The sequence below is a fragment of the Paraoerskovia marina genome, from assembly GCF_900105445.1.
GTDB lineage: Bacteria > Actinomycetota > Actinomycetes > Actinomycetales > Cellulomonadaceae > Paraoerskovia > Paraoerskovia marina.
The window spans coordinates 2,466,467-2,487,039 of record NZ_LT629776.1; the positions used below are offsets into that span (position 1 = coordinate 2,466,467).

The following is a 20,573-nucleotide window of genomic DNA, read 5'->3' on the forward strand; positions in this document are numbered from 1 at the left end:
GATCCCCCCACGTCGTCCTCGCTGCCAGCAACCTAACGCATCCGACGACGTCGGGGCCAAGGCCCTGTGGACAGTCGGACGGCGACGGGCGCGCTCGGCCGCTCCGTGTCGGTGGGCCGTGCCAAGGTTCACACATGGAGATATCGGTCGTTTTCGTCCTGGTCGTCGGCGCCGTCCTGCTCGGTGTGGCCATCGGCTACCTCTGGCGCATCGTCCGCGACGGGCAGGGTCGGCGCGAGGCGGACCACGAGCTCGCGCGACTGCGGGCCGAGCTGCAGAGCACCCGGCGGGAGACCGAGCTGCAGGTCCGCGCGGCACGCGAGGAGCAGGAGGCGGCCGCGCGCCGGTTCAGCGTCCTCGCCGGGGACGCGCTCGCCAAGAACAACGAGCAGTTCCTCTCGCTCGCCGAGCAGCGGCTCAGCCGGACCACCGCCCGCAACGACGACGCCCTCGCCCAGCGGGAGCAGGCGTTCCGCACGCTCCTCGACCCCATCGGCAAGAGCCTCGAGCAGGTGCGCGCCGAGGTTGCCGAGCAGGAGAAGCAGCGCATCGAGTTCGACTCCCGCCTCGGCGAGAAGATGCGCGGTCTGGCGGACGCCTCGCGCGAGCTCAGCAAGGGCACGAGCGACCTGGTCACGGCCCTCCGTTCCTCCCAGCAGCGCGGCGCGTGGGGCGAGCTCCAGCTGCAGCGGGTCGTCGAGGCCGCGGGCATGATGGAGCAGGTGGACTTCGACGTCCAGGTGCAGGCGACGACGTCCGACGGAGAGGCACTTCGTCCTGACATGGTCGTCCACCTGGCGGGCGGCAAGACGATCGTCGTCGACTCCAAGGTCGCGTTCCTCGGGTACCTCGAGGCGCAGCAGAGCGACGACCCCGCTCGACGTGAGGAGCGGATGGAGGCGCACGTCCGCCACGTGCGCAAGCACGTCGACGACCTGGCCTCGAAGCGGTACTGGGACCTCTTCGACAACGCCCCCGAGTTCGTCGTGATGTTCGTCCCCGCTGAGGCGTTCCTCTCCGCGGCCCTCGACCGCGACCCCTCGCTGATGGAGGAAGCCGCGCGCAAGAACGTGATCCTCGCGAGCCCGACGACGTTGCTCGCCCTGCTGCGCACCGTCGCCTACTCCTGGCGTCAGCAGGCCCTCGCCGACAACGCCCAGCAGGTGCTCCGCGTGGGCAAGGAGCTGCACTCGCGCCTCGTGACGATGACGGGGCACGTGACGAAGATGGGCCGGGCGCTGGAGTCGTCGACCAAGGCCTACAACTCGATGATCGGGTCGCTCGAACGCAACGTCCTCACCTCGGCGCGACGGATGGTCGAGCTGCAGGTCGTCGATCCCAAGGAGTCGATCGAGGAGCTCGAGGGGATCGACGAGACCCCTCGACCGATCACCAAGCCCGAGCTGATCGCGGCGGAGGAGGGCGACGTGGTCGCGATCGACGACCAGGAGCGTGACGCCGACGAAACCACCGGGACCCGCTCGGCGGCCAACGACCGATGACGCGCCTCACGCCCGACGGAGTCGGAGCGCGGCCCCACCGCCGGGCGCGGTCCGCCTAGATCGGGTCGACCGACAGCGAGCGCCGGCCGCCCTGCTGCGGGGCGGTTCCGGCGGCCTTCAGGTCGGTGCGCAGCTCGCGAGGAAGCGAGAACATCAGGTCCTCCGTCGCCGTCCGGACCTCCTCGACCGTGTCGTACCCGCGGTCCGCGAGGTAGCGGAGCACGTCGTCGACGAGGATCTCGGGAACCGACGCCCCCGACGTGACGCCGACCGTCCGCACGCCGTCGAACCAGGCCTCGTCGATCTCGGCAGCACGGTCGATCCGGTAGGACGTCCTGGCGCCGGCCTCGAGGGCCACCTCGACGAGGCGGACGGAGTTCGAGGAGTTGGCCGAGCCCACGACGATCACGAGGTCGCAGTCCGGAGCCAGCTTCTTCACCGCGACCTGCCGGTTCTGCGTGGCGTAGCAGATGTCGTCGCTCGGCGGGTCCTGCAGGGTCGGGAACTTCTTGCGCAGGCGACGGACCGTCTCCATGGTCTCGTCGACCGAGAGCGTGGTCTGCGAGATCCAGACGACCTTCTCGGGGTCGCGCACCACGACGTCGTCGACCGCGTCCGGCGAGTTGACGACCTGCACGTGGTCCGGGGCCTCGCCGGCGGTGCCCTCGACCTCCTCGTGGCCCTCGTGCCCGATCAGCAGGATGTCGAAGTCGTCGCGAGCGAACCGGACGGCCTCCTTGTGCACCTTGGTCACGAGCGGGCAGGTCGCGTCGATCGTGTCGAGGTTGCGCTCGGCGGCCGAGGCTTTCACCGCCGGCGAGACCCCGTGGGCGGAGAACACGACCCGTGCACCCTCCGGCACCTGGTCCGTCTCGTCCACGAAGACGGCGCCGCGCTCCGAGAGCGTCGCCACCACGTGCTTGTTGTGCACGATCTCCTTGCGCACGTAGACGGGCGCTCCATAGTGCTCCAGGGCCTTCTCGACGGCCACGACGGCGCGGTCCACGCCGGCGCAGTACCCACGTGGCGCGGCCAGGAGCACACGCTTCGTGTCGGTCACGGTCGGAGACACAGTCGAAGAAGTCACCGCCCCAGTCTAGGAGGTCGCACGCCCACCGTGGGGCACCGCGGCCCGGATGCCCGATGTCGGTGCCATGGGGCAGGGTGGACCCCGTGACCGATGACTCCGCCGCACGCCGGGTGCCCGAGAAGGCCCTGGACACGACCCCCGACTCTCCGTGGCCGGTGCGGCTGATCGCCGAGAAGATCCGTGCGTACATCGACCGCATGCCGCCGGTCTGGGTCGAGGGGCAGGTCGTCCAGCTCAACCGGCGCAGCACCCGCGCCTACCTGACGCTGCGCGACGCCGACCTCGACATCTCCGTCTCCGTCAACGCCTCCACCCGCACGGTCGACGCCACCACCGCCCCGATGTCAGAGGGGTCCACCGTGGTGGCGCACGTCAAGCCGGAGTACTGGCTCAAGCGCGGTTCCCTCCAGATGGCGGCGAAGGAGTTCCGCACGGTCGGCATCGGCGAGCTCCTGGCCCGGATCGAGGAGCTGCGTCGGGTGCTGACCGCCGAGGGCGTCTTCGACCGGGAGCGCAAGAAGCCGCTGCCATTCCTGCCGGCCGTGGTGGGCCTCATCTGCGGGCGTGACTCGAAGGCTGAGCACGACGTCGTCGCGAACGCCCGCGAGCGCTGGCCGCACGTCCGGTTCGAGATCCGTGAGGTCGCGGTCCAGGGCGCCGACGCCGTCCCCCAGGTCAGTGCCGCGCTCGCCGAGCTCGACGGCAGGCCCGAGGTCGAGGTGATCGTGATCGCGCGCGGTGGCGGGGCCGTCGAGGACCTCCTGCCGTTCAGCAACGAAAAGCTGGTCCGTGCCGTCGCGTCCGCAAGCACGCCGGTCGTGAGCGCGATCGGTCACGAGACGGACGCGCCGCTGCTGGACCTCGTGGCCGACTACCGCGCGTCGACCCCCACCGACGCCGCCAAGACGATCGTCCCCGACGTCGCCGCCGAGCGTGCCGGGATCGCCCAGAGCCGCGAACGCATGGCGCGTGCGCTGGAGCGCCTCGTCGACCGCGAGCAGCACGGACTCACCGCCACCCGCTCGCGTCCCGTCCTCGCCCGGCCGGCGACGATGGTCGAGGACCGCGAGACGCGCGTGCACGCAGACATCGAGCGGGCACGCCACGCCGTCCGCCGCCGCGTGCTCGGCGCGGAGGCCGAGATCGGCCGTCTCGAGGGGCAGGTGCGAGCGTTGTCCCCGCACCGGGTCCTCTCCCGCGGCTACGCGCTGGTGCAGACCTCCACGGGCGTGCTCGTCCGCTCCGTCGGGGACGTCACCGCCGGTGACAGCCTGCACGTCCGGCTTGCGGACGGTCAGGTGGACGCCGCGGCGACTTCGACGACGTCAGGCCCCGCCGTCCCCACGACCCGGGGCGCCTCCGCACACCCCACCGCCTCAACCACTGGACAGGAAATCTCGTGAGCACTGAACCGACCACTCCCGACTCCGGAACCGCCGACGTCGCACAGCTCGGGTACGAGGAGGCGCGCGACGAGCTCGTCAGCATCGTGGCCCGCCTCGAGTCCGGAGGCGAACCGCTCGAGGCGTCGCTCGCGCTGTGGGAGCGCGGCGAGGCGCTGGCGAACCGGTGCCAGACCTGGCTGGACGGGGCGAGGGAACGGATCGACGCCGCCCAGGCGGGCAGTTCCTCGTCGGCGAAGGACGGCCCGGAGGCCGACGGCCGATGAGCACCCGCGCGGCCCTGGTCGTCGGCGAGGTTCTCGTCGACATCGTGCGACGCCCGGACGGCACCGTCTCGGAGCACCCGGGCGGGAGTCCGGCGAACGTCGCGATCGCGCTGGGGCGCCTGGGCCGCCCGGTCGACCTGGCGACGTGGATGGGGCACGGGGCGTACGGCGACCTGGTGAGCAGGTGGCTCACGAAGTGCGGCGTGGGGCTCGTGGATGGCAGCGACGGGGCGCTCGAGACCTCGGTCGCCACGGCGGCCCTGGACGACGACGGCGAGGCGACCTACCGGTTCGACGTCGCGTTCTCCGTCCCGCGGGGTGCTCACGAAGCGCTGAGCGCGGCGACGCCGTGCGTCCATGCCGGGTCGATCGCGGCCCTCGACGCCCGCGCGCACGGCGACGTGGTCTCCCTCCTGACCGAGTCCCGGCCGAACTCGACGGTGTCGTTCGACCCGAACGTCCGGCCCGCGCTCATGGGTGACCCGGCCGAAGCCGCCCGACGGGCGGACGCGATCGTCGACGTCGCGGACGTCGTCAAGGCCAGCGACAGCGATCTGTCCTGGCTCTTCCCCGGCACGGACCCGATCGACGCGGCGCGCCGCTGGGTGGGCCGCGGTCCGTCGCTGGTCGTCGTGACGCTCGGCGACGAGGGCGCCGTCGCCCTTACGCCCGAGCACACCGTCCGCGTCGCCGGGGTTCCCGTGGACGTCGTCGACACGGTCGGTGCAGGTGACGCGTTCATGGGCGCGCTCATCGACGGACTGTGGGAGCGCGACCTCCTCGGCGCCGGGCACCGGCAGTCGCTGCGCCGTGCAGGCGCCGAGGTGATCGAGGGCGTCCTGACACACTGCACACGGGCCGCGGCCCTCACGGTCACGCGGCGTGGCGCACAGCCGCCGACGCGGGCCGAGCTTGAGAACTGGTAGCAGTCACCCCCGCGAATGAGTGAAAATGCAGGCATGACGATGACACCCCAGCAGGCATGGACGGCACTCCAGGAGGGCAACCAGCGGTTCGTCGCCGGAACGCCCGACCACCCCTCGCAGGACGCGGCGCGCCGCGCCGAGGTCAGTGCGCAGCAGCATCCCTTCGCGGTCATGTTCGGCTGTTCGGACTCGAGGGTCGCCGCCGAGATCATCTTCGACCGCGGGCTCGGCGACCTGTTCGTGGTCCGCACGGCGGGGCACGTCGTCGACACGTCCGTGCTCGGGTCGATCGAGTACGGTGTCGCGCTGCTCGAGACCCCCCTGATCGTCGTGCTCGGCCACGACTCGTGCGGGGCGGTCGCCGCGGCGGCGCACACGCTGGAGACCGGCGAGACGGCTCCCGGGTTCGTGCGCAGCGTGGTGGACAAGGTGATCCCGTCGATCGTCAATCTCACCTCGGCCGGCAAGACGGTCCGGGACAGCGAGAGCGGCGTCGTCGACCCCCAGATGCTGCTCCACGAGCACGTCCGCAGCACGGTCTCGCTCCTGTACGGCACCTCCGCGTCGATCACCAAGGCCGTCGACGAGGGCCGGTGCGCGATCGTCGGGCTCGAGTACGAGCTCACCGAGGGCCGCGTCCGCCTCGTGGAGTCGATCGGCGACATCGGCGAGTAGCCTGCGCACGAGCCGCGGTGCGGAACTCGTCCTCGGAGTGCGGCAACATAGGGGCATGACTGCTTCTCATGACGCCCCCGAGGGCGAGTTCCGCATCGAGCACGACACGATGGGTGAGGTGCGCGTCCCGGCGGACGCCCTCTACCGGGCGCAGACCCAGCGCGCGGTCGAGAACTTCCCGATCTCCGGCACCCCACTGGAGCGGGGCCATATCGAGGCACTGGCCCGTGTGAAGAAGGCTGCCGCCCGCGCGAACGCCGAGCTCGGGGTCCTGGACCAGAGCATCGCCGACGCGATCGTCGCCGCCGCCGACGAGGTCGCCGCCGGCGGCCTGGACGACCACTTCCCGGTCGACGTCTTCCAGACCGGGTCGGGGACGTCGTCGAACATGAACACCAACGAGGTGCTCGCCACCCTCGCGACGCGATCGCTCGGCGACGGCGTCCACCCGAACGACCACGTCAACGCGTCGCAGTCGTCCAACGACGTCTTCCCGACGTCGGTGCACGTCGCCGCGACGGCCGGAGTCGTCCGGGACCTCGTGCCCGCGCTGGAGCACCTGGCGACGTCGCTCGAGGCCAAGTCGGTGGAGTTCGCGCACGTCGTGAAGTCCGGCCGCACGCACCTGATGGACGCCACGCCGGTCACGCTGGGCCAGGAGTTCGCCGGGTACGCCGCCGCCGTCCGCTACGGCATCGAGCGGCTCGACGCCGTGCTCCCCCGCGTCGCCGAGGTGCCGCTGGGCGGGACCGCCGTCGGCACCGGCATCAACACCCCGGCAGGGTTCCCCCAGCGCGTCATCGAGCTGCTCCGCGAGGACACCGGGCTGCCCCTGACGGAGGCGCGCGACCACTTCGAGGCCCAGAGCGCCCGCGACGGGCTCGTCGAGCTCTCCGGTGCGCTGCGCACGATCGCGGTCTCGCTGACCAAGATCTGCAACGACCTGCGCTGGATGGGCTCCGGCCCGAACACCGGGCTGGGCGAGATCGCCATCCCCGACCTGCAGCCGGGCAGCTCGATCATGCCGGGCAAGGTCAACCCGGTCATCCCCGAGGCCGTGCTCATGGTCGCCGCCCGCGTCGTCGGCAACGACGCCACGGTCGCGTGGGCGGGTGCGAGCGGCGCCTTCGAGCTCAACGTGCAGATCCCGGTGATGGCGCTCGGCACCCTCGAGTCGATCCGACTTCTCTCGAACGCCTCGCGCGTCCTCGCGGACAAGACCGTGGACGGTCTCGTCGCCAACGAGGAGAAGGCTCGGGCGCTCGCCGAGTCCTCGCCGTCGATCGTCACGCCGCTCAACCGCGTGATCGGCTACGAGGCCGCGGCGAAGATCGCGAAGTACTCGGTGGCCGAGAAGGTCACGGTCCGCGAGGCCGTCGTCGCCCTCGGCTACGTCGAGCGCGGTGAGGTCACCGAGGAGCAGCTCGACACCGCACTCGACGTCATGTCGATGACGCGCCCCCCGCAGGCCTGAGCACCGGCCCGCAGCACCGCGGCCGCCCGACCAGAGACTCTGGTCGGGCGGCCGCGGTGCGTGTCATGCGGTGAGGGGTGTCAGCCCCTCGCGATGGGTCAGGTCCACTGCGTGAGCTTCAGGCCCTGCTTGTCGCGGAACGAGCCGATGAGCAGCATGATGAAGTCGACCAGCACCCAGACGCCAAGCCCACCGAGGGTGACGATCATCAGCACCCCGGTGCCGATCTTGCCGACGTAGAAGCGGTGGATGCCCAGCGTCCCGAGGAAGAAGCAGAGCAGGACGGCCGGAAGCAGCAGCTTCGGGCTCGACGGCTCGACGGGGGCCTGCGGGGCGTGCGGGGAGGCAGCGGTTGCCATGTTCGATCTCCAGTTTTTAGGGCACCTCGAAATGGTGCGGAGATCAGGCTAGCGACAGTCGGCATGGTGCGAAAGATCCCGTTACCTGAATCTTCGGGTGAAATTTCCGATCTCGTCCGAACCCTCAGATGTCGAGCGACTCCATCATCTCGGTCACGAGCGCGGCGACCGGCGACCGCTCCGACCGCGTCAGCGTGACGTGGGCGAACAACGGGTGCCCCTTCAGCGCCTCGATCACCGCGGCGACACCGTCGTGCCGGCCGACACGCAGGTTGTCCCGCTGCGCGACGTCGTGCGTCAGGACGACCCGCGAGGACTGCCCGATGCGGGACAGCACGGTCAGGAGGACGTTCCGCTCCAACGACTGGGCCTCGTCCACGATCACGAACGAGTCGTGCAACGAGCGCCCCCGGATGTGCGTCAGCGGAAGGACCTCGAGCAGTCCACGGTCGATGACCTCCTCGACCACCTCGGACGAGACCAGCGCGCCGAGCGTGTCGAAGACGGCCTGCGCCCACGGCCCCATCTTCTCGCCCTCGGTCCCCGGCAGGTACCCGAGCTCCTGGCCGCCGACGGCATAGAGGGGCCGGAAGACGACGACCTTGCGGTGCTGGTTGTGCTCGAGCACGGCCTCCAGCCCGGCGCAGAGCGCGAGAGCCGACTTTCCCGTCCCGGCACGGCCGCCGAGCGAGACGATACCGACGGACTCGTCGAGCAGGAGGTCGATGGCCACCCGCTGCTCGGCGGAACGCCCGTGGACCCCGAAGACGTCCTGGTCACCCCGGACGAGCTGGACGTGCTTGTCGGCCGTGACCCGACCGAGCGCAGACCCTCCCGGCGAGTGGACGACGAGGCCGGTGTGGCAGAGCAGTGGTCCGGCGTTCTCGAGCACCATCGGGTCGAGCGAGGCCAGCTCGAGCGACTCGTGCTCCCAGAGCGCGCTCATCTGCTCACCCGCGATGTCGATCTCGCTCATCCCCGTCCAGCCCGAGTCGACCGCGAGCTCGGCCCGGTACTCCTCGGCCGCGAGCCCGACGGCCGAGGCCTTGACCCGCATCGGGAGGTCCTTGGAGACCACCGTGACGTGGGCGCCCTCCGCGGCGAGGTTCGCGGCGACCGCGAGGATGCGCGTGTCGTTGTCACCGAGGCGGAACCCGGCGGGCAGCGTGCTCGGGTCGGTGTGGTTCAGCTCGACGCGCAGGCTCCCTCCCGCGGTCCCGATCGGGAGCGGCGCGTCGAGACCGCCGTGCTGGACCCGCAGGTCGTCGAGCGCACGCAGGGCGCTGCGCGCGAAGTACCCGAGCTCCGCGTGGTGCCGCTTCGCCTCGAGCTCCGTGATCACGACGACCGGCAGCACCACGTGATGCTCGGCGAACCGGAAGATCGCCCGGGGGTCGGAGAGGAGGACGGACGTGTCGATGACGTAGGTGCGTCGTCCCGACGGCGGTGGCCCCGTCGTCTCGGGCGCCGGAGCACCTGTGCCGGTCGAGGTGGGGGACGACGTCGTACGAGACTCTTCGATCTGGTCCACGGCAGGCTCCCTCATGACGCGTCAGCGTCGTCGTACCCGTGCCACGGTCTCCGGCCGGGCGGGTGTTGCACCCGGACCGACCGCGTCGCGCGCCACGGACTCTCGTGTGGGGCGGTCGGCCGACCCGTGCGTTCGGGCCGGGGTGACCGGCCCTCCTGCGCGCAGATGTTCCTGCATGGGCTTGCCTCCCGAGAGACGACGTGTGTCGTCTGTCACACAAAAACTACGCCCATGTCATTCGGATCGCGCGGCCAACACGACGACAGAACGTGATCGTCATCTGCTGTTCACCGGACCGTGCGAGCGGCGGCAGACTGCGGGCCTGGCCACCCGCCGAGCACGCCCGCCGACACCCGGACGACGAACCCGACGAGGACCACCCAGCTCGCCCGCGGAGGCGACGGCGAGAGCCCGGAGCGCTTTGCCAGTTCCGAAGAAGTGTGGCTATGGTCACACACCATCACGGCGGATCCACGCCGTGATCACACGATCCACGCACTCCATCGACCTACGAGGAGCATCATGCAGCAGACCACCATCAGGACCTCGGCGCGTCGCCGGACCCTCGGTGCCGTCATCGCCGTCGCCGCCATCGGTCTCACCGGTGCCTGCGCCAGCGACGACGACTCCGCCGAGGGATCGATGACCGCCGACGGGATCGAGCTGGTCGAGGCAGGGACGCTCACCGCCTGCACCCACCTCCCCTACAAGCCCTTCGAGTACACCGAGAACGGCGAGGTCGTCGGGTTCGACGCCGACCTCGCCCAGCTGGTGGCCGACGACCTCGGGGTCGAGCTCGACGTCGTCTCCACCGGCTGGGAGCAGATCACCGGCGGTGCGGCGTTCGCCGCCGGCCAGTGCGACCTCGGCATGGGCGCGGCGACGATCACGCCCGAGCGCGAGGAGTCCGTGGCGTTCTCCGACCCGTACTTCAACGCGACGCAGGCGCTGCTCGTCGCGGCCGACTCGGGCTACGAGAGCCTTGAGGACCTGGACGGGAAGCAGCTCGGCGTCCAGACCGGGACGACGGGCGAGATATACGCGAACGACAACGCCGAGGAGTACGGCTACGAGACGGTCGTCTTCGAGGACTCCCTCTCGCAGGCGAACGCCGTGAAGACCGGCAAGGTCGACGCCGCGATCAACGACAACGGCACGGTGCTGTTCTTCGCCTCGGAGAACACGGACACGACCGTCACGGAGGAGTTCGACACCGGCGAGAGCTACGGCTTCATGGCCGCGAAGGACTCCGAGAACGCCGACGCGCTCCTCGAGCGGTTCAACGAGGTGCTCGCCGCCGCCCAGGACGACGGCACCTACGACGAGATCTTCGCCACCTACTTCGGCGCCGTTCCTGGCGAGCTGAACAGCTGACCGTGACATCCACCGAAGCGGCGCCGCGGGCTCGGGTGAGCCCGCGCAAGCGCCGTCAAAGGATCCGTGTCCTGCAGTACGGCGTCCTGGTCGCCGCGATCGTCGCGGCCGCGGCGATCGCGGACTGGGGGCAGATCGTCGACGTCTTCTTCAACGTCGACGCCGCCCGGCAGACGGTGGCGGACGGACTGGGCTCGGCACTGCTGCACACGGTCACGTACTCCCTCGGCGGGTTCGTCCTCGCCTTCATCTTCGGCACGATCCTCGGGCTGATGCGACTGTCCGAGGTGGGCCCGTACCGCTGGATCGCGCGGGCCTACGTGGAGTTCTTCCGCGGGCTCCCGACGTTGATCGTGTTCATCGCGCTGTCGCTGATGCCCCTGGCGTTCCCGGGCATGTCGATCCCGTTCGACCCGTACGGCACCGTCTGGCTCGCCCTCGGGATCGTCGGGGCGGCCTACGTGGCCGAGACGGTGCGCGCGGGCGTCCAGGCGGTACCCCGCGGGCAGGTCGAGGCCGCTCGGTCCCTGGGCATGAGCTCGGCCGCAGCCACCCGCAAGGTGGTTCTCCCGCAGGCGTTCCGCATCATGATCCCGCCACTGACCAACGAGCTGATCATCCTGGTGAAGGACTCGTCGCTGGTCTTCGCCATCGGTCTGGCGCTGAGCGACTTCGAGCTGACGACCTTCGGCAAGAGCGAGGCGAACGCGCTCGCCAACGTCACGCCGCTGGTCGTGGCCGGGCTCGCATACCTCGTGATCACGCTGCCGCTGTCGATCCTGGTGCAGCGCATGGAAGCTTCGACGGCAAAGGGCCGGTGACTGGCATGACGTCCAACGAACAGACTCCCGAGACCAGCTCCCCGCTCGTCGACATCCGGAACCTCCACAAGTCGTTCGGCGACAACCACGTGCTGCGGGGCATCGACTTCTCCGTCGCCCCCGGCGAGGTCGTCTGCGTCATCGGGCCCTCGGGCTCGGGCAAGTCGACCCTCCTGCGCTGCATCAACATGCTCGAGGAGCCGCAGGAGGGCGACGTCGTGGTCCGGGGCGAGGACCTGACCGACCCGGACTGCGACATCGACGCGGCCCGACGGCACATCGGCATGGTGTTCCAGCAGTTCAACCTGTTCCCGCACCAGTCGGCCCTGAGCAACTGCACCCTCGCTCAGCGGACGGTCCTCGGGCGCCCGGCCGCCGAGGCGACGCGGGTCGCACGCATGAACCTCGAGCGGGTCGGCCTGGCCGACAAGGAGGACGCCCTGCCGGCGCAGCTCTCCGGCGGCCAGCAGCAGCGCGTGGCGATCGCCCGCGCGCTGTCGATGGCGCCGCTCCTGATGCTCTTCGACGAGCCGACCTCGGCCCTCGACCCCGAGCTGGTCGGCGAGGTGCTGACCGTCATGCGCGGTCTCGCCGACGAGGGAATGACGATGATCGTGGTGACCCACGAGATGGCGTTCGCCCGCGAGGTCGCCGACCGCGTCGTCTTCATGGACGGCGGGGTCATCGTGGAGGAGGGGACGCCCGCCGAGGTGATCGGCGACCCCCAGGAGGAACGCACCCAGGAGTTCCTGCGCCGGGTGCTCGACCCGACCAACGCGGGCGCCCTCTGACGGCGCTCGTGGGTGGGCGGCTCTAGGGTCGAGGAATGACGCAGAGCCACCCACCCGCACTCGACGCCGTCGCGCTGGCGGCTGCCCTCCGCGACGGAGAGTTCTCCGCCACCGAGATCCTGCACGCGACGCGCCGGGCGATCGACGACGTCGGCGCACGCGTGGGCGCGTTCGTCACCGGCGCGAAAGATGCCTCCGACGCGATGGCCGCCGAGCAGGCCGCGGAGGCGGACCGTCGTCTGGCGGCCGCACGCCGGGACGGCACGACGGCGGACCTCCCGCCGTTCCTCGGTGTCCCCGTCCCGGTCAAGGACCTGACGATGGTGGCGGGCGTCCCGTTCCGCGCGGGATCCGCCGCTCTGCCCGGCGACCCCGCTCCGGTCGACGCCGGTGTCGTCCGCCTCCTGCGCGCGGCCGGCACCGTGATGGTCGGGAAGACCACGACGCCCGAGCTCGGCCTGCCGCCGTACACCGAGCCGGACACCGGGCCGCCGGCGCGGACGCCGTGGGACCTGTCGCGGTCCGCGGGCGGCTCCAGCGGCGGAGCAGGAGCGGCGGTCGGGTCGCACGTGGTGCCCGTCGCCCAGGGCAGCGACGGCGGGGGCTCGATCCGCATCCCCGCGAGCGCGTGCGGCCTCGTGGGACTCAAGCCGTCGCGCGGGCGGGTCTCCCCCGGCCCGGACGGGGTCGACGGCGCGGGGCTCGCGGTGAACGGGGTGCTGACCCGCACCGTCCGTGACACCGCCGCCTTCCTCGACGTCCTCGCACGCCCGTGGCCGGGCGAGACGTTCACGCTGCCTCGACCCTCGGACCTACGGCCCGGCGCGACGTTCCTCGACGCCTGCGCCGCGCGGCCCGGGCGCCTGCGCATCGGGGTCCTCACGGACCCGGTGATCTCCCCCGACGCACCTGTCGACCCGCAGGTTCTCGAGGCGACCCGCCAGACCGCCGAGCTCCTCGCCGAGCTCGGGCACGACGTCTCCCCGGCGCCGCTGCCGTTCCCGGCCGAGCGCTGGGACGCGTTCGCCGTCCTCTGGTCGACGATGGCGCTCTCGGCCCCGATCCCCCCGGAGGTCGAGCACCTCCTGACTCCGCTGACCCGGGCGCAGCGCGACGCGGGGCGCGGTGTGGACGGCCTGTCGGTCGCGCGCGCGTTCGAGGCCGTCCAGCTCATCACGCGGGAGGTGGCCCGGTCGTGGGAGTCGTTCGACGTCGTCCTCACCCCGACCCTGGCGCAGCCGCCCGCCCCGCTCGGGTCGATTCGCGACGACGCCGACCCCGCGGCGGACTTCGCCGCGCAGATGGCCTACACGCCGTGGACGAGCGTCGCGAACCTCACCGGCCGCCCCTCGGTCAGCCTGCCGCTTCATCGCGCCGCGTACGACGGCGTCGAGCTGCCGCTCGGGAGCATGCTCACCGGCCGTCTCGGCGACGACGCGCTCCTGCTCTCCCTCGCCGCCCAGCTCGAGACCGCGCTGCCCTGGGCGACGCACGTCCCGCCGGTGCACGCATGAGGTGGGTCGTCCTCCTGCGCGCCGTGAACGTCGGCGGGACGAAGAAGGTCCCGTCCGCCGCGCTTCGCGTCGCGGCCGTCGCCCGAGGATTCACCGACCCGACGACGTACCTCGCCTCGGGCAACCTCGTCGTCTCCCCGGGAACGTCGGAAGCGACGACGTCCGAGGAGGTCGGCGCGCTGATCACGGGGGAGCTGGCGACGACGCTCGGGGTCGAGACGGACGCCGTCGTGCTCGACGCCGCCGGGCTCCGTCAGGTGCTCACCGAGAACCCGTTCCCCGACCAGGCCCGCGACGACCCGTCGCGCCTCCTCGTCGCGTTCCACCCCGGAGCGACGGGGCGCAGCGGCCGGATCGACGTCAGCTCGACCGGCCCCGAACAGGTCGTCGCCGCCGGTGCCGTCACCTATCTCTGGTACCCGGACGGCAGCGGCCGCTCGAAGCTCACCGGACCGCGCCTGGAACGGCTGCTCGGCACGTGGTCGACCACGCGCAACTGGCGGACGGTTCTCCACCTGGCGGAGACCGCGGCCCAGGAGTCGGGCGACTCCACCGGCAGCCGGTCGAAAGACTAGAATGGCCGCCCCGACGGTTGTAGACCGTCGTCAGCATCCCGTCGCCGAAGTATCTGGAGCCTTGTGAGCACTGAGCCCGACAGCAACCCCGAGACGGACCACGACGACCCGTACCCGCTCCCGAGCGGCACCGGGATCGGACCGTCGACGAAACGCGCGCGGAACAAGGCCCGGTCCTGGGTCACTCGCGAGACGACGGGCGGCGCGCTCCTCATCGGAGCGGCGGCGATCGCCCTGATCTGGGCGAACTCCCCCTGGCGTGAGGCGTACTTCTCGCTGGCGGAGACCACCTTCGGCCCCGAGGCCTGGCACCTGAACCTCTCGTTGACGACGTGGGCGGCCGACGGCCTGCTGGCGATCTTCTTCTTCGTCGTCGGGCTCGAGCTCAAGCAGGAGTTCGTCGCCGGGAGTCTGCGGAACCCCAAGGAGGCGGGCGTCCCGATGCTCGCCGCGGTCGGCGGCATGGCCGTGCCCGCGATCATCTTCGCCGTGATCGTCGCGATCTCCGGAGACTCGGCCGCCGCGGACGGGTGGGCGATTCCCACCGCGACCGACATCGCGTTCGCTCTCGCCGTGCTTGCCGTCTTCGGCAAGGGGCTGCCGACGGCGGTCAGGACGTTCCTGCTCACGCTCGCGGTCGTCGACGACCTGCTCGCGATCACCATCATCGCGATCTTCTACACCGACGAGCTGCACTTCGGCATGCTCGGACTCTCGCTGGTCGCGATCGCCGCGTTCGCGTTCTTCGTCCGCCGCAAGAAGATGCACTGGTGGATCCTCGTCCCCCTCGCGTTCGCGGCCTGGACCCTCATGCACGCGTCCGGCATCCACGCGACCATCGCCGGTGTGCTGCTCGGCTTCACCGTCCCCGCGATCGCGAAGTTCGGCGAGCGCCACCCGCGCACGGCGAGCCTGGAGCACACGTGGCGCCCGATCTCGGCAGGCATCGCCCTGCCGATCTTCGCCTTCTTCGCCGCCGGCATCTCGGTGGTCGACGCGGGCGGCCTGGGAGAGCTCCTGGCGGAGCCCGTGGCCATCGCCATCATCACCGGACTGATCCTCGGCAAGATCGTCGGCGTCCTGGGTGTCACGTGGATCGTCACCCGGATCACGCCGCTGCGCCTCGCACCGGGCATCGGCGTCAGGGACCTGCTGCCCGTCGGCTTCCTCGCCGGCATCGGGTTCACCGTCTCCCTGCTGATCTCCGAGCTCTCGTTCCCCGGCGACCACGAGCACACCGACGCCGCCAAGGTCGCGATCCTCGTCGCCTCGATCGCCGCCGCGATCATGGCCGCCATCTCGCTGCGCTGGGACACGCGCAACGCGCGGACCGACGACATGAACCTCGACGGCAAGCCCGACAACGTCGAGCACTACATCGGCGACCCCGAGGTCTGGGAGAAGTAGTCTCTCGACCGCCCACGCGTCAGGCCGGCGCGTGGGCGTCGAGGAACTGGTACACCTCTGTCTGGTCCACCCCGGGGAACGCCCCGGTCGGCATCGCAGCGAGCATGCTGGCGTGCGGCCGTGCGCTGGGCCAGGCCTGGTCCTGCCAGCGTGCGGCGAGGGCCGACGGCGGGCGACGGCAGCAGTCCTCGTCCGGGCAGCGCGAGGTGTCGCGCTCGGTGGTCTCGCGCCCCGCGAACCACTTCACGTGCGCGAACGGCACGCCGACGCTGACGGAGAACTCGCCGTCGGGCGTGTCCTGGACCCGTGAGGTGCACCAGTAGGTCCCCGACGGCGTGTCGGTGTACTGGTAGTAGGGGCTCAGCCGGTCCTCGATCCCGAACACCACGCGCGCCGTCCAGTTGCGGCACACGTACTGACCCTCGATCGCGCCGATCGGGTCCGCGGGGAACCGGACGCCGTCGTTCTCGTACGCCTTGTGGATCACCCCCGACTCGTGGATCTTCATGAAGTGCACGGGGATCCCGAGGTGCCGGGTGGCGAGGTTGGTGAACCGGTGCGCGGCGGTCTCGTAGCCGACCGCGAACTGGTCCCGCAGGTCCTCGATCGAGATCGCGCGGGCGTCCTTCGCCTCCCGCAGGTGCTTGACGGCGTCGCGCTCGGGCAGCAGGAGCGCCGCCGAGAGGTAGTTCGCCTCGACCCGTTGGCGCAGGAACTCCGCGTAGTCCGTGGGCTCGTGGTGCCCCAGCACGTGGCTCGCGAGCGCCTGGAGCAGTGCCGAGCGCGGGTCCGACGTCGAGCGCACCCCGGTGCTGGGCAGGTACACCCGGTGGTGGCGCTGGTCGATCACGGAGCGGGTGGAGTGCGGCAGGTCGCTGACGTAGTGCAGCGTGAACCCGAGATGGGCGGCGAGGTCGGCGGCGACGCGCTGGGACAGCGTCCCGCGGGTGTGCCCCACGCCGTCCAGGAGCTCGCGCGCGGCGTCCTCGAGCTCCGGGAAGTAGTTGTCCTGGTCACGCATGAGGCGTCGCAGTTCCGCATTCGCCCGTCGCGCCTCCTCCGGGGTCGCCGCACGCTCGGTGTGCAGGCGCTCGATCTCCCGCTGGAGGGCGATGATGGTCGACAGGGCGTCGTCCGGAAGGCTCTTGCCGACACGGACGCCGGGGATGTTGAGCGAGGAGAACAGCGGACCCCGCTGGGCGCGCTCGAGCTCGACCTCCAGGGCGTCGCGTCGCGACGGCGCCGCCGGCGCGAGGAGGTCCTCCACGCTCGCGTCGAGGGCGCGGGCGATCTGGTGCAGCTGGCTGAACTTGGGCTCCCGCTTGCCGTTCTCCAGCGTCGAGACCTGTGACGGCGCGCGGTCGATCGCCGCGGCGAGCTCCGCCAGCGTCATGCCCTGCCGCGTCCGCAGGTGCCGGATGCGGCGCCCGATCACGAGGGCGTCGGGCTCGTCGTCGAGCGCGATTTCGGGAACGTTCGGGGTTCTGCGCGGACCCGCACCGGAGATAGCCATGAGCGATGGTGACACACACCACAATGTTCAATCAACAGAAACTGTCGATTTCTTCTACCCGGGTCACAGTTGTTGAGGGGTTGGACGGTGAAGGACTCTCGTTGTGCAGCACTTTCCGCCGCATCGTCGCTCAGGAGGCCCATCGTGAACACCCCGAAGATCGTCACCCGTCGTTCCGACAACGAGTACCGCCGCGTCGCGGCCGCCACCGCGACGACCGCGGACGTCGAGGTCACCGAGCGGATCCCCGAGCCCACCACGGCCACGCGCCCCGGGGACCAGACGCAGACCGCCGAGGAGCTCGAGCGCGAGTGGATCACCAACCCGCGCTGGTCCGGTGTCCGCCGCGACTACACCGCGCAGGACGTGATCGACATCCGCGGCTCGGTCCGCGAGGAGCGCACGCTCGCCCGTCGCGGCGCCGAGAAGCTCTGGGAGCTCATCAACCGCGGTGCCGACGAGCAGGGCGAGCCGCAGTGGTCGGCCGCGCTCGGGGCGCTCTCGGGCAACCAGGCCGTCCAGCAGGTCCGTGCCGGGCTCGAGGCCATCTACCTGTCCGGGTGGCAGGTCGCCGCCGACGCGAACCTCTCCGGCCAGACCTACCCCGACCAGTCCCTCTACCCCGCCAACTCCGTCCCCGCCGTCGTGCGCCGCATCAACAACGCGCTGCTCCGTGCCGGCCAGGTCGAGTTCGAGGAGGCCGGCGCCGAGGGCCCCACCGAGCCGCGCGACTGGATGGCTCCCATCGTCGCCGACGCGGAGGCCGGGTTCGGCGGGCCGCTCAACGCCTACGAGCTCATGCAGCAGATGATCGAGGCCGGCGCGGCAGGCGTGCACTGGGAGGACCAGCTCGCCTCGGAGAAGAAGTGCGGTCACCTCGGCGGCAAGGTCCTGGTTCCCACGGCCCAGCACATCCGCACCCTGAACGCGGCACGTCTGGCCGCCGACGTCTCGGGCGTCCCGTCCATCATCATCGCCCGCACGGACTCCCTTGCCGCCGACCTCATCACGAGCGACGTCGACGAGCGCGACCAGCCGTTCCTCACCGGTGACCGCACGAGCGAGGGCTTCTACCGCACGACGCCGGGCGAGGACGTCGTCGTCGCCCGCGCCCTGGCCTACGCCGAGTACGCGGACATGATCTGGGTCGAGACGTCGGAGCCCGACCTCGAGCTCGCCCGTCGCGTCGCGGAGGCCGTCCACGCGAAGTTCCCGGACAAGAAGCTCGCGTACAACTGCTCGCCGTCCTTCAACTGGAAGAAGCACCTCGACGACGAGACGATCGCCCGCTTCCAGCGCGACCTCGCCTCGTACGGGTACACGTTCCAGTTCATCACCCTCGCGGGCTTCCACGCGCTGAACCACGCGATGTTCGAGCTCGCCCGCGGGTACAACGAGCGCGCCATGAGCGCGTACGTCGAGCTGCAGGAGGCTGAATTCGCCTCCGAGCAGCACGGCTACACGGCCACCCGCCACCAGCGGGAGGTCGGTACCGGGTACTTCGACCGGGTCTCGACCGCCCTGAACCCGGCGAGCGCCACCCTCGCCCTCGCCGGGTCCACCGAGACCGCACAGTTCTGACCAGGCAGGAGACGATCATGACCACGCTCACCGAGCACCCGACCGACACGTCCCCGACCAGACGCGTGACCATTCCCGGCACGATGCGCGTCAAGGCCCGCTCCGGCTCCCGGTACGACGAGATCCTCTCGACCGAGGCGCTGACGTTCCTCGCCGAGCTCCACGAGGAGTTCGGGGGCCGCCGGCACGCCATCCTGCACGCCCGCGAGCGCCGCTGCGAAGAGGTCGCCAACGGGATCGACCCGGACTTCCGGGCGAGCACGCGGCCGGTCCGGGACAACGCGGCCTGGCAGGTCGCCGGTGCCGGCCCGGGTCTGGAGGACCGCCGCGTCGAGATCACGGGTCCCACGGATCCGAAGATGACGGTCAACGCGCTGAACTCGGACGCGAAGGTGTGGCTCGCCGACGCCGAGGACGCGTCGTCCCCGACGTGGCGCAACGTCGTCGAGGGCCAGCTCGCGCTGCACGACGCGATCCGCGGGACGCTCGCGTTCACCGCGGAGAACGGCAAGGAGTACGCGCTGCGCTCGGCGGAGCTGACGGACATGCCGACGATCGTCTTCCGCCCCCGCGGGTGGCACCTCGACGAGAAGCACCTGCGGCACACCGACCTGTCCGGTGCGACGCACGACGCCTCGGGCAGCCTCGTGGACTTCGGCCTGTACCTGTTCCACAACGCCGAGGAGCTGATCACCCGGGGCCGTGGACCGTACTTCTACCTCCCGAAGCTCGAGGGGTACCGCGAAGCACGGCTGTGGAACGACGTCTTCTGCTGGGCGCAGACCCGGCTGGGCATCCCCCGCGGGACGATCCGGGCGACCGTCCTGATCGAGACGCTGCCGGCCGCGTTCGAGATGGACGAGATCCTGTTCGAGCTGCGCGAGCACTGCGCGGGGCTGAACGCGGGCCGGTGGGACTACCTGTTCTCGATCATCAAGTCCTTCCGCACCCGGGGGGACGCGTACGTCCTGCCGGACCGCGCCCAGGTCGGGATGACCGTCCCGTTCATGCGCGCCTACACCGAGCTGCTGGTGCAGACCTGCCACAAGCGGGGAGCGCACGCGATCGGCGGGATGAGCGCGTTCATCCCGGACCGCCGTCGTCCGGACGTCACGGAGCGGGCGTTCGCCCAGGTCCGCGCGGACAAGAAGCGCGAGGCCACCGACGGGTTCGACGGCACCTGGGTGGCGCACCCCGACCTCATCCCGTCGGCCCGTGGTGAGTTCGACGCCGTGCTCGGCGACCGCCCGCACCAGATCGACCGCAAGCGCGAGGACGTGCGGGTGGGGCAGCACGAGCTGCTCGACGTCCGCTCGGCACGACGCGGTGGTGCGACGATCACCGACGAGGGCCTGCGCGCCAACATTTCCGTGGGTGTGCGCTACGTCGACTCGTGGCTTCGGGGCGTCGGCGCCGCGGCGATCGACCACCTGATGGAGGACGCCGCCACGGCCGAGATCTCGCGGTCGCAGATCTGGCAGTGGATCGCCTCGGGGACGCGGACGGAGGACGGCCGGCCGATCACGCAGGAGCGGGTCGAGGAGCTGCTCGCCAAGATCGTCGAGGAGCTGCCGCGCACCGAGGAGGACCGGATCGACGAGGCGGCGGAGATCTTCCGCCAGGTCGCTCTCGCCGAGGAGTACCCGGCCTTCCTGACGAACGACGCGTACGCGCGCTACCTCGTCGGGTCGAGCGTGGACGAGCGGCGCTGAGCCGCTGCCACCACCAGGCCGAGCGGGTGGTCGTGGGACGTCACGGAGACGTGATGCCC

Annotated in this window: 18 protein-coding genes; 14 read left to right on the forward strand and 4 right to left on the reverse strand. The window is 70.9% G+C overall.

Going from position 1 to position 20,573, the window contains the following annotated elements; translation table 11 throughout:
- The first annotated feature begins 134 nt into the window (after positions 1-134).
- A complete protein-coding gene (locus BLU20_RS11220) occupies positions 135-1,502 on the forward strand; it encodes a DNA recombination protein RmuC (RefSeq protein ID WP_083372561.1) in 1,368 nt (455 codons plus the stop codon).
- Between the two features lie 55 nt (positions 1,503-1,557).
- On the opposite strand, the gene BLU20_RS11225 is transcribed toward BLU20_RS11220, so the two are convergent.
- On the reverse strand, positions 1,558-2,589 hold the full coding sequence (locus tag BLU20_RS11225; protein WP_083372562.1) for a 4-hydroxy-3-methylbut-2-enyl diphosphate reductase: 1,032 nt from the start codon (positions 2,587-2,589) through the stop codon (positions 1,558-1,560).
- Between the two features lie 86 nt (positions 2,590-2,675).
- Between BLU20_RS11225 and xseA the strand changes: the two genes are divergently transcribed.
- From xseA to BLU20_RS11250, 5 genes are read left to right on the forward strand one after another with little or no spacing between them, the layout of a single operon-like run.
- A complete protein-coding gene (gene xseA, locus BLU20_RS11230; RefSeq protein WP_231959205.1) occupies positions 2,676-3,995 on the forward strand; it encodes an exodeoxyribonuclease VII large subunit in 1,320 nt (439 codons plus the stop codon).
- Positions 3,992-4,261: an exodeoxyribonuclease VII small subunit gene (locus BLU20_RS11235; protein WP_083372564.1), complete on the forward strand. Its 270-nt coding sequence runs from the start codon at positions 3,992-3,994 to the stop codon at positions 4,259-4,261. Before xseA ends, BLU20_RS11235 begins: the two co-directional genes overlap by 4 nt.
- The gene (locus tag BLU20_RS11240; protein ID WP_083372565.1) at positions 4,258-5,187 is read left to right on the forward strand and encodes a carbohydrate kinase family protein; all 930 of its coding nucleotides are present in this window, start codon (positions 4,258-4,260) and stop codon (positions 5,185-5,187) included. Before BLU20_RS11235 ends, BLU20_RS11240 begins: the two co-directional genes overlap by 4 nt.
- 39 nt (positions 5,188-5,226) lie before the next feature.
- The gene (locus BLU20_RS11245) at positions 5,227-5,862 is read left to right on the forward strand and encodes a carbonic anhydrase (protein WP_081829655.1); all 636 of its coding nucleotides are present in this window, start codon (positions 5,227-5,229) and stop codon (positions 5,860-5,862) included.
- Positions 5,863-5,917: 55 nt separating this feature from the next.
- On the forward strand, positions 5,918-7,336 hold the full coding sequence (locus BLU20_RS11250; RefSeq protein ID WP_083372566.1) for a class II fumarate hydratase: 1,419 nt from the start codon (positions 5,918-5,920) through the stop codon (positions 7,334-7,336).
- Between the two features lie 98 nt (positions 7,337-7,434).
- On the opposite strand, the gene BLU20_RS11255 is transcribed toward BLU20_RS11250, so the two are convergent.
- Together BLU20_RS11255 and BLU20_RS11260 are read right to left on the reverse strand one after the other, a co-directional pair.
- A complete protein-coding gene (locus tag BLU20_RS11255) occupies positions 7,435-7,695 on the reverse strand; it encodes a TM2 domain-containing protein (RefSeq protein WP_052366843.1) in 261 nt (86 codons plus the stop codon).
- A 124-nt stretch (positions 7,696-7,819) separates the two neighbouring features.
- A complete protein-coding gene (locus tag BLU20_RS11260; protein ID WP_231959376.1) occupies positions 7,820-9,115 on the reverse strand; it encodes a PhoH family protein in 1,296 nt (431 codons plus the stop codon).
- A gap of 633 nt (positions 9,116-9,748) precedes the next feature.
- On the opposite strand from BLU20_RS11260, the gene BLU20_RS11265 reads away from it, so the two are divergent.
- The 6 genes from BLU20_RS11265 to nhaA all read left to right on the forward strand — a co-directional run bounded on the left by BLU20_RS11265 (position 9,749) and on the right by nhaA (position 15,708).
- Positions 9,749-10,600 (forward strand): transporter substrate-binding domain-containing protein, encoded by an 852-nt coding sequence (locus BLU20_RS11265; protein ID WP_157270442.1) that lies wholly within the window; start codon positions 9,749-9,751, stop codon positions 10,598-10,600.
- Between the two features lie 2 nt (positions 10,601-10,602).
- Positions 10,603-11,421 (forward strand): amino acid ABC transporter permease, encoded by an 819-nt coding sequence (locus tag BLU20_RS11270; RefSeq protein ID WP_331713055.1) that lies wholly within the window; start codon positions 10,603-10,605, stop codon positions 11,419-11,421.
- Positions 11,422-11,426: 5 nt separating this feature from the next.
- Complete coding sequence (locus BLU20_RS11275; protein ID WP_083372568.1) at positions 11,427-12,212, forward strand: amino acid ABC transporter ATP-binding protein; 786 nt, start codon at positions 11,427-11,429, stop codon at positions 12,210-12,212.
- A 35-nt stretch (positions 12,213-12,247) separates the two neighbouring features.
- The gene (locus tag BLU20_RS11280) at positions 12,248-13,726 is read left to right on the forward strand and encodes an amidase (RefSeq protein ID WP_083372569.1); all 1,479 of its coding nucleotides are present in this window, start codon (positions 12,248-12,250) and stop codon (positions 13,724-13,726) included.
- Positions 13,723-14,301, forward strand: coding sequence for a DUF1697 domain-containing protein (locus tag BLU20_RS11285; RefSeq protein WP_083372570.1), 579 nt, complete (start codon positions 13,723-13,725; stop codon positions 14,299-14,301). The genes BLU20_RS11280 and BLU20_RS11285 overlap by 4 nt, the downstream gene beginning before the upstream one ends.
- 63 nt (positions 14,302-14,364) lie before the next feature.
- Complete coding sequence (nhaA, locus tag BLU20_RS11290) at positions 14,365-15,708, forward strand: Na+/H+ antiporter NhaA (RefSeq protein WP_231959207.1); 1,344 nt, start codon at positions 14,365-14,367, stop codon at positions 15,706-15,708.
- A 19-nt stretch (positions 15,709-15,727) separates the two neighbouring features.
- Here nhaA and BLU20_RS11295 read toward each other — a convergent pair whose 3' ends face one another.
- Positions 15,728-17,221, reverse strand: coding sequence for a helix-turn-helix transcriptional regulator (locus BLU20_RS11295; RefSeq protein ID WP_029252334.1), 1,494 nt, complete (start codon positions 17,219-17,221; stop codon positions 15,728-15,730).
- 243 nt (positions 17,222-17,464) lie between these two features.
- On the opposite strand from BLU20_RS11295, the gene aceA reads away from it, so the two are divergent.
- Together aceA and aceB are read left to right on the forward strand one after the other, a co-directional pair.
- Positions 17,465-18,802, forward strand: coding sequence for an isocitrate lyase (gene aceA / locus BLU20_RS11300; protein ID WP_083373045.1), 1,338 nt, complete (start codon positions 17,465-17,467; stop codon positions 18,800-18,802).
- Positions 18,803-18,819: 17 nt separating this feature from the next.
- On the forward strand, positions 18,820-20,514 hold the full coding sequence (aceB, locus tag BLU20_RS11305) for a malate synthase A (protein ID WP_083372572.1): 1,695 nt from the start codon (positions 18,820-18,822) through the stop codon (positions 20,512-20,514).
- Positions 20,515-20,573: the final 59 nt, after the last annotated feature.

Excerpts from the sequence above, each read along its gene's own strand:
- aceB (WP_083372572.1), top strand. The coding sequence starts at position 18,820 with ATGACCACGCTCACCGAGCACCCGACCGACACGTCCCCGACCAGACGC.
- BLU20_RS11255 (WP_052366843.1), bottom strand. The coding sequence starts at position 7,695 with ATGGCAACCGCTGCCTCCCCGCACGCCCCGCAGGCCCCCGTCGAGCCG.
- BLU20_RS11275 (WP_083372568.1), top strand. The coding sequence starts at position 11,427 with ATGACGTCCAACGAACAGACTCCCGAGACCAGCTCCCCGCTCGTCGAC.
- BLU20_RS11240 (WP_083372565.1), top strand. The coding sequence starts at position 4,258 with ATGAGCACCCGCGCGGCCCTGGTCGTCGGCGAGGTTCTCGTCGACATC.
- BLU20_RS11280 (WP_083372569.1), top strand. The coding sequence starts at position 12,248 with ATGACGCAGAGCCACCCACCCGCACTCGACGCCGTCGCGCTGGCGGCT.
- BLU20_RS11220 (WP_083372561.1), top strand. The coding sequence starts at position 135 with ATGGAGATATCGGTCGTTTTCGTCCTGGTCGTCGGCGCCGTCCTGCTC.
- BLU20_RS11245 (WP_081829655.1), top strand. The coding sequence starts at position 5,227 with ATGACACCCCAGCAGGCATGGACGGCACTCCAGGAGGGCAACCAGCGG.
- BLU20_RS11250 (WP_083372566.1), top strand. The coding sequence starts at position 5,918 with ATGACTGCTTCTCATGACGCCCCCGAGGGCGAGTTCCGCATCGAGCAC.
- BLU20_RS11285 (WP_083372570.1), top strand. The coding sequence starts at position 13,723 with ATGAGGTGGGTCGTCCTCCTGCGCGCCGTGAACGTCGGCGGGACGAAG.
- BLU20_RS11265 (WP_157270442.1), top strand. The coding sequence starts at position 9,749 with ATGCAGCAGACCACCATCAGGACCTCGGCGCGTCGCCGGACCCTCGGT.
- BLU20_RS11295 (WP_029252334.1), bottom strand. The coding sequence starts at position 17,221 with ATGGCTATCTCCGGTGCGGGTCCGCGCAGAACCCCGAACGTTCCCGAA.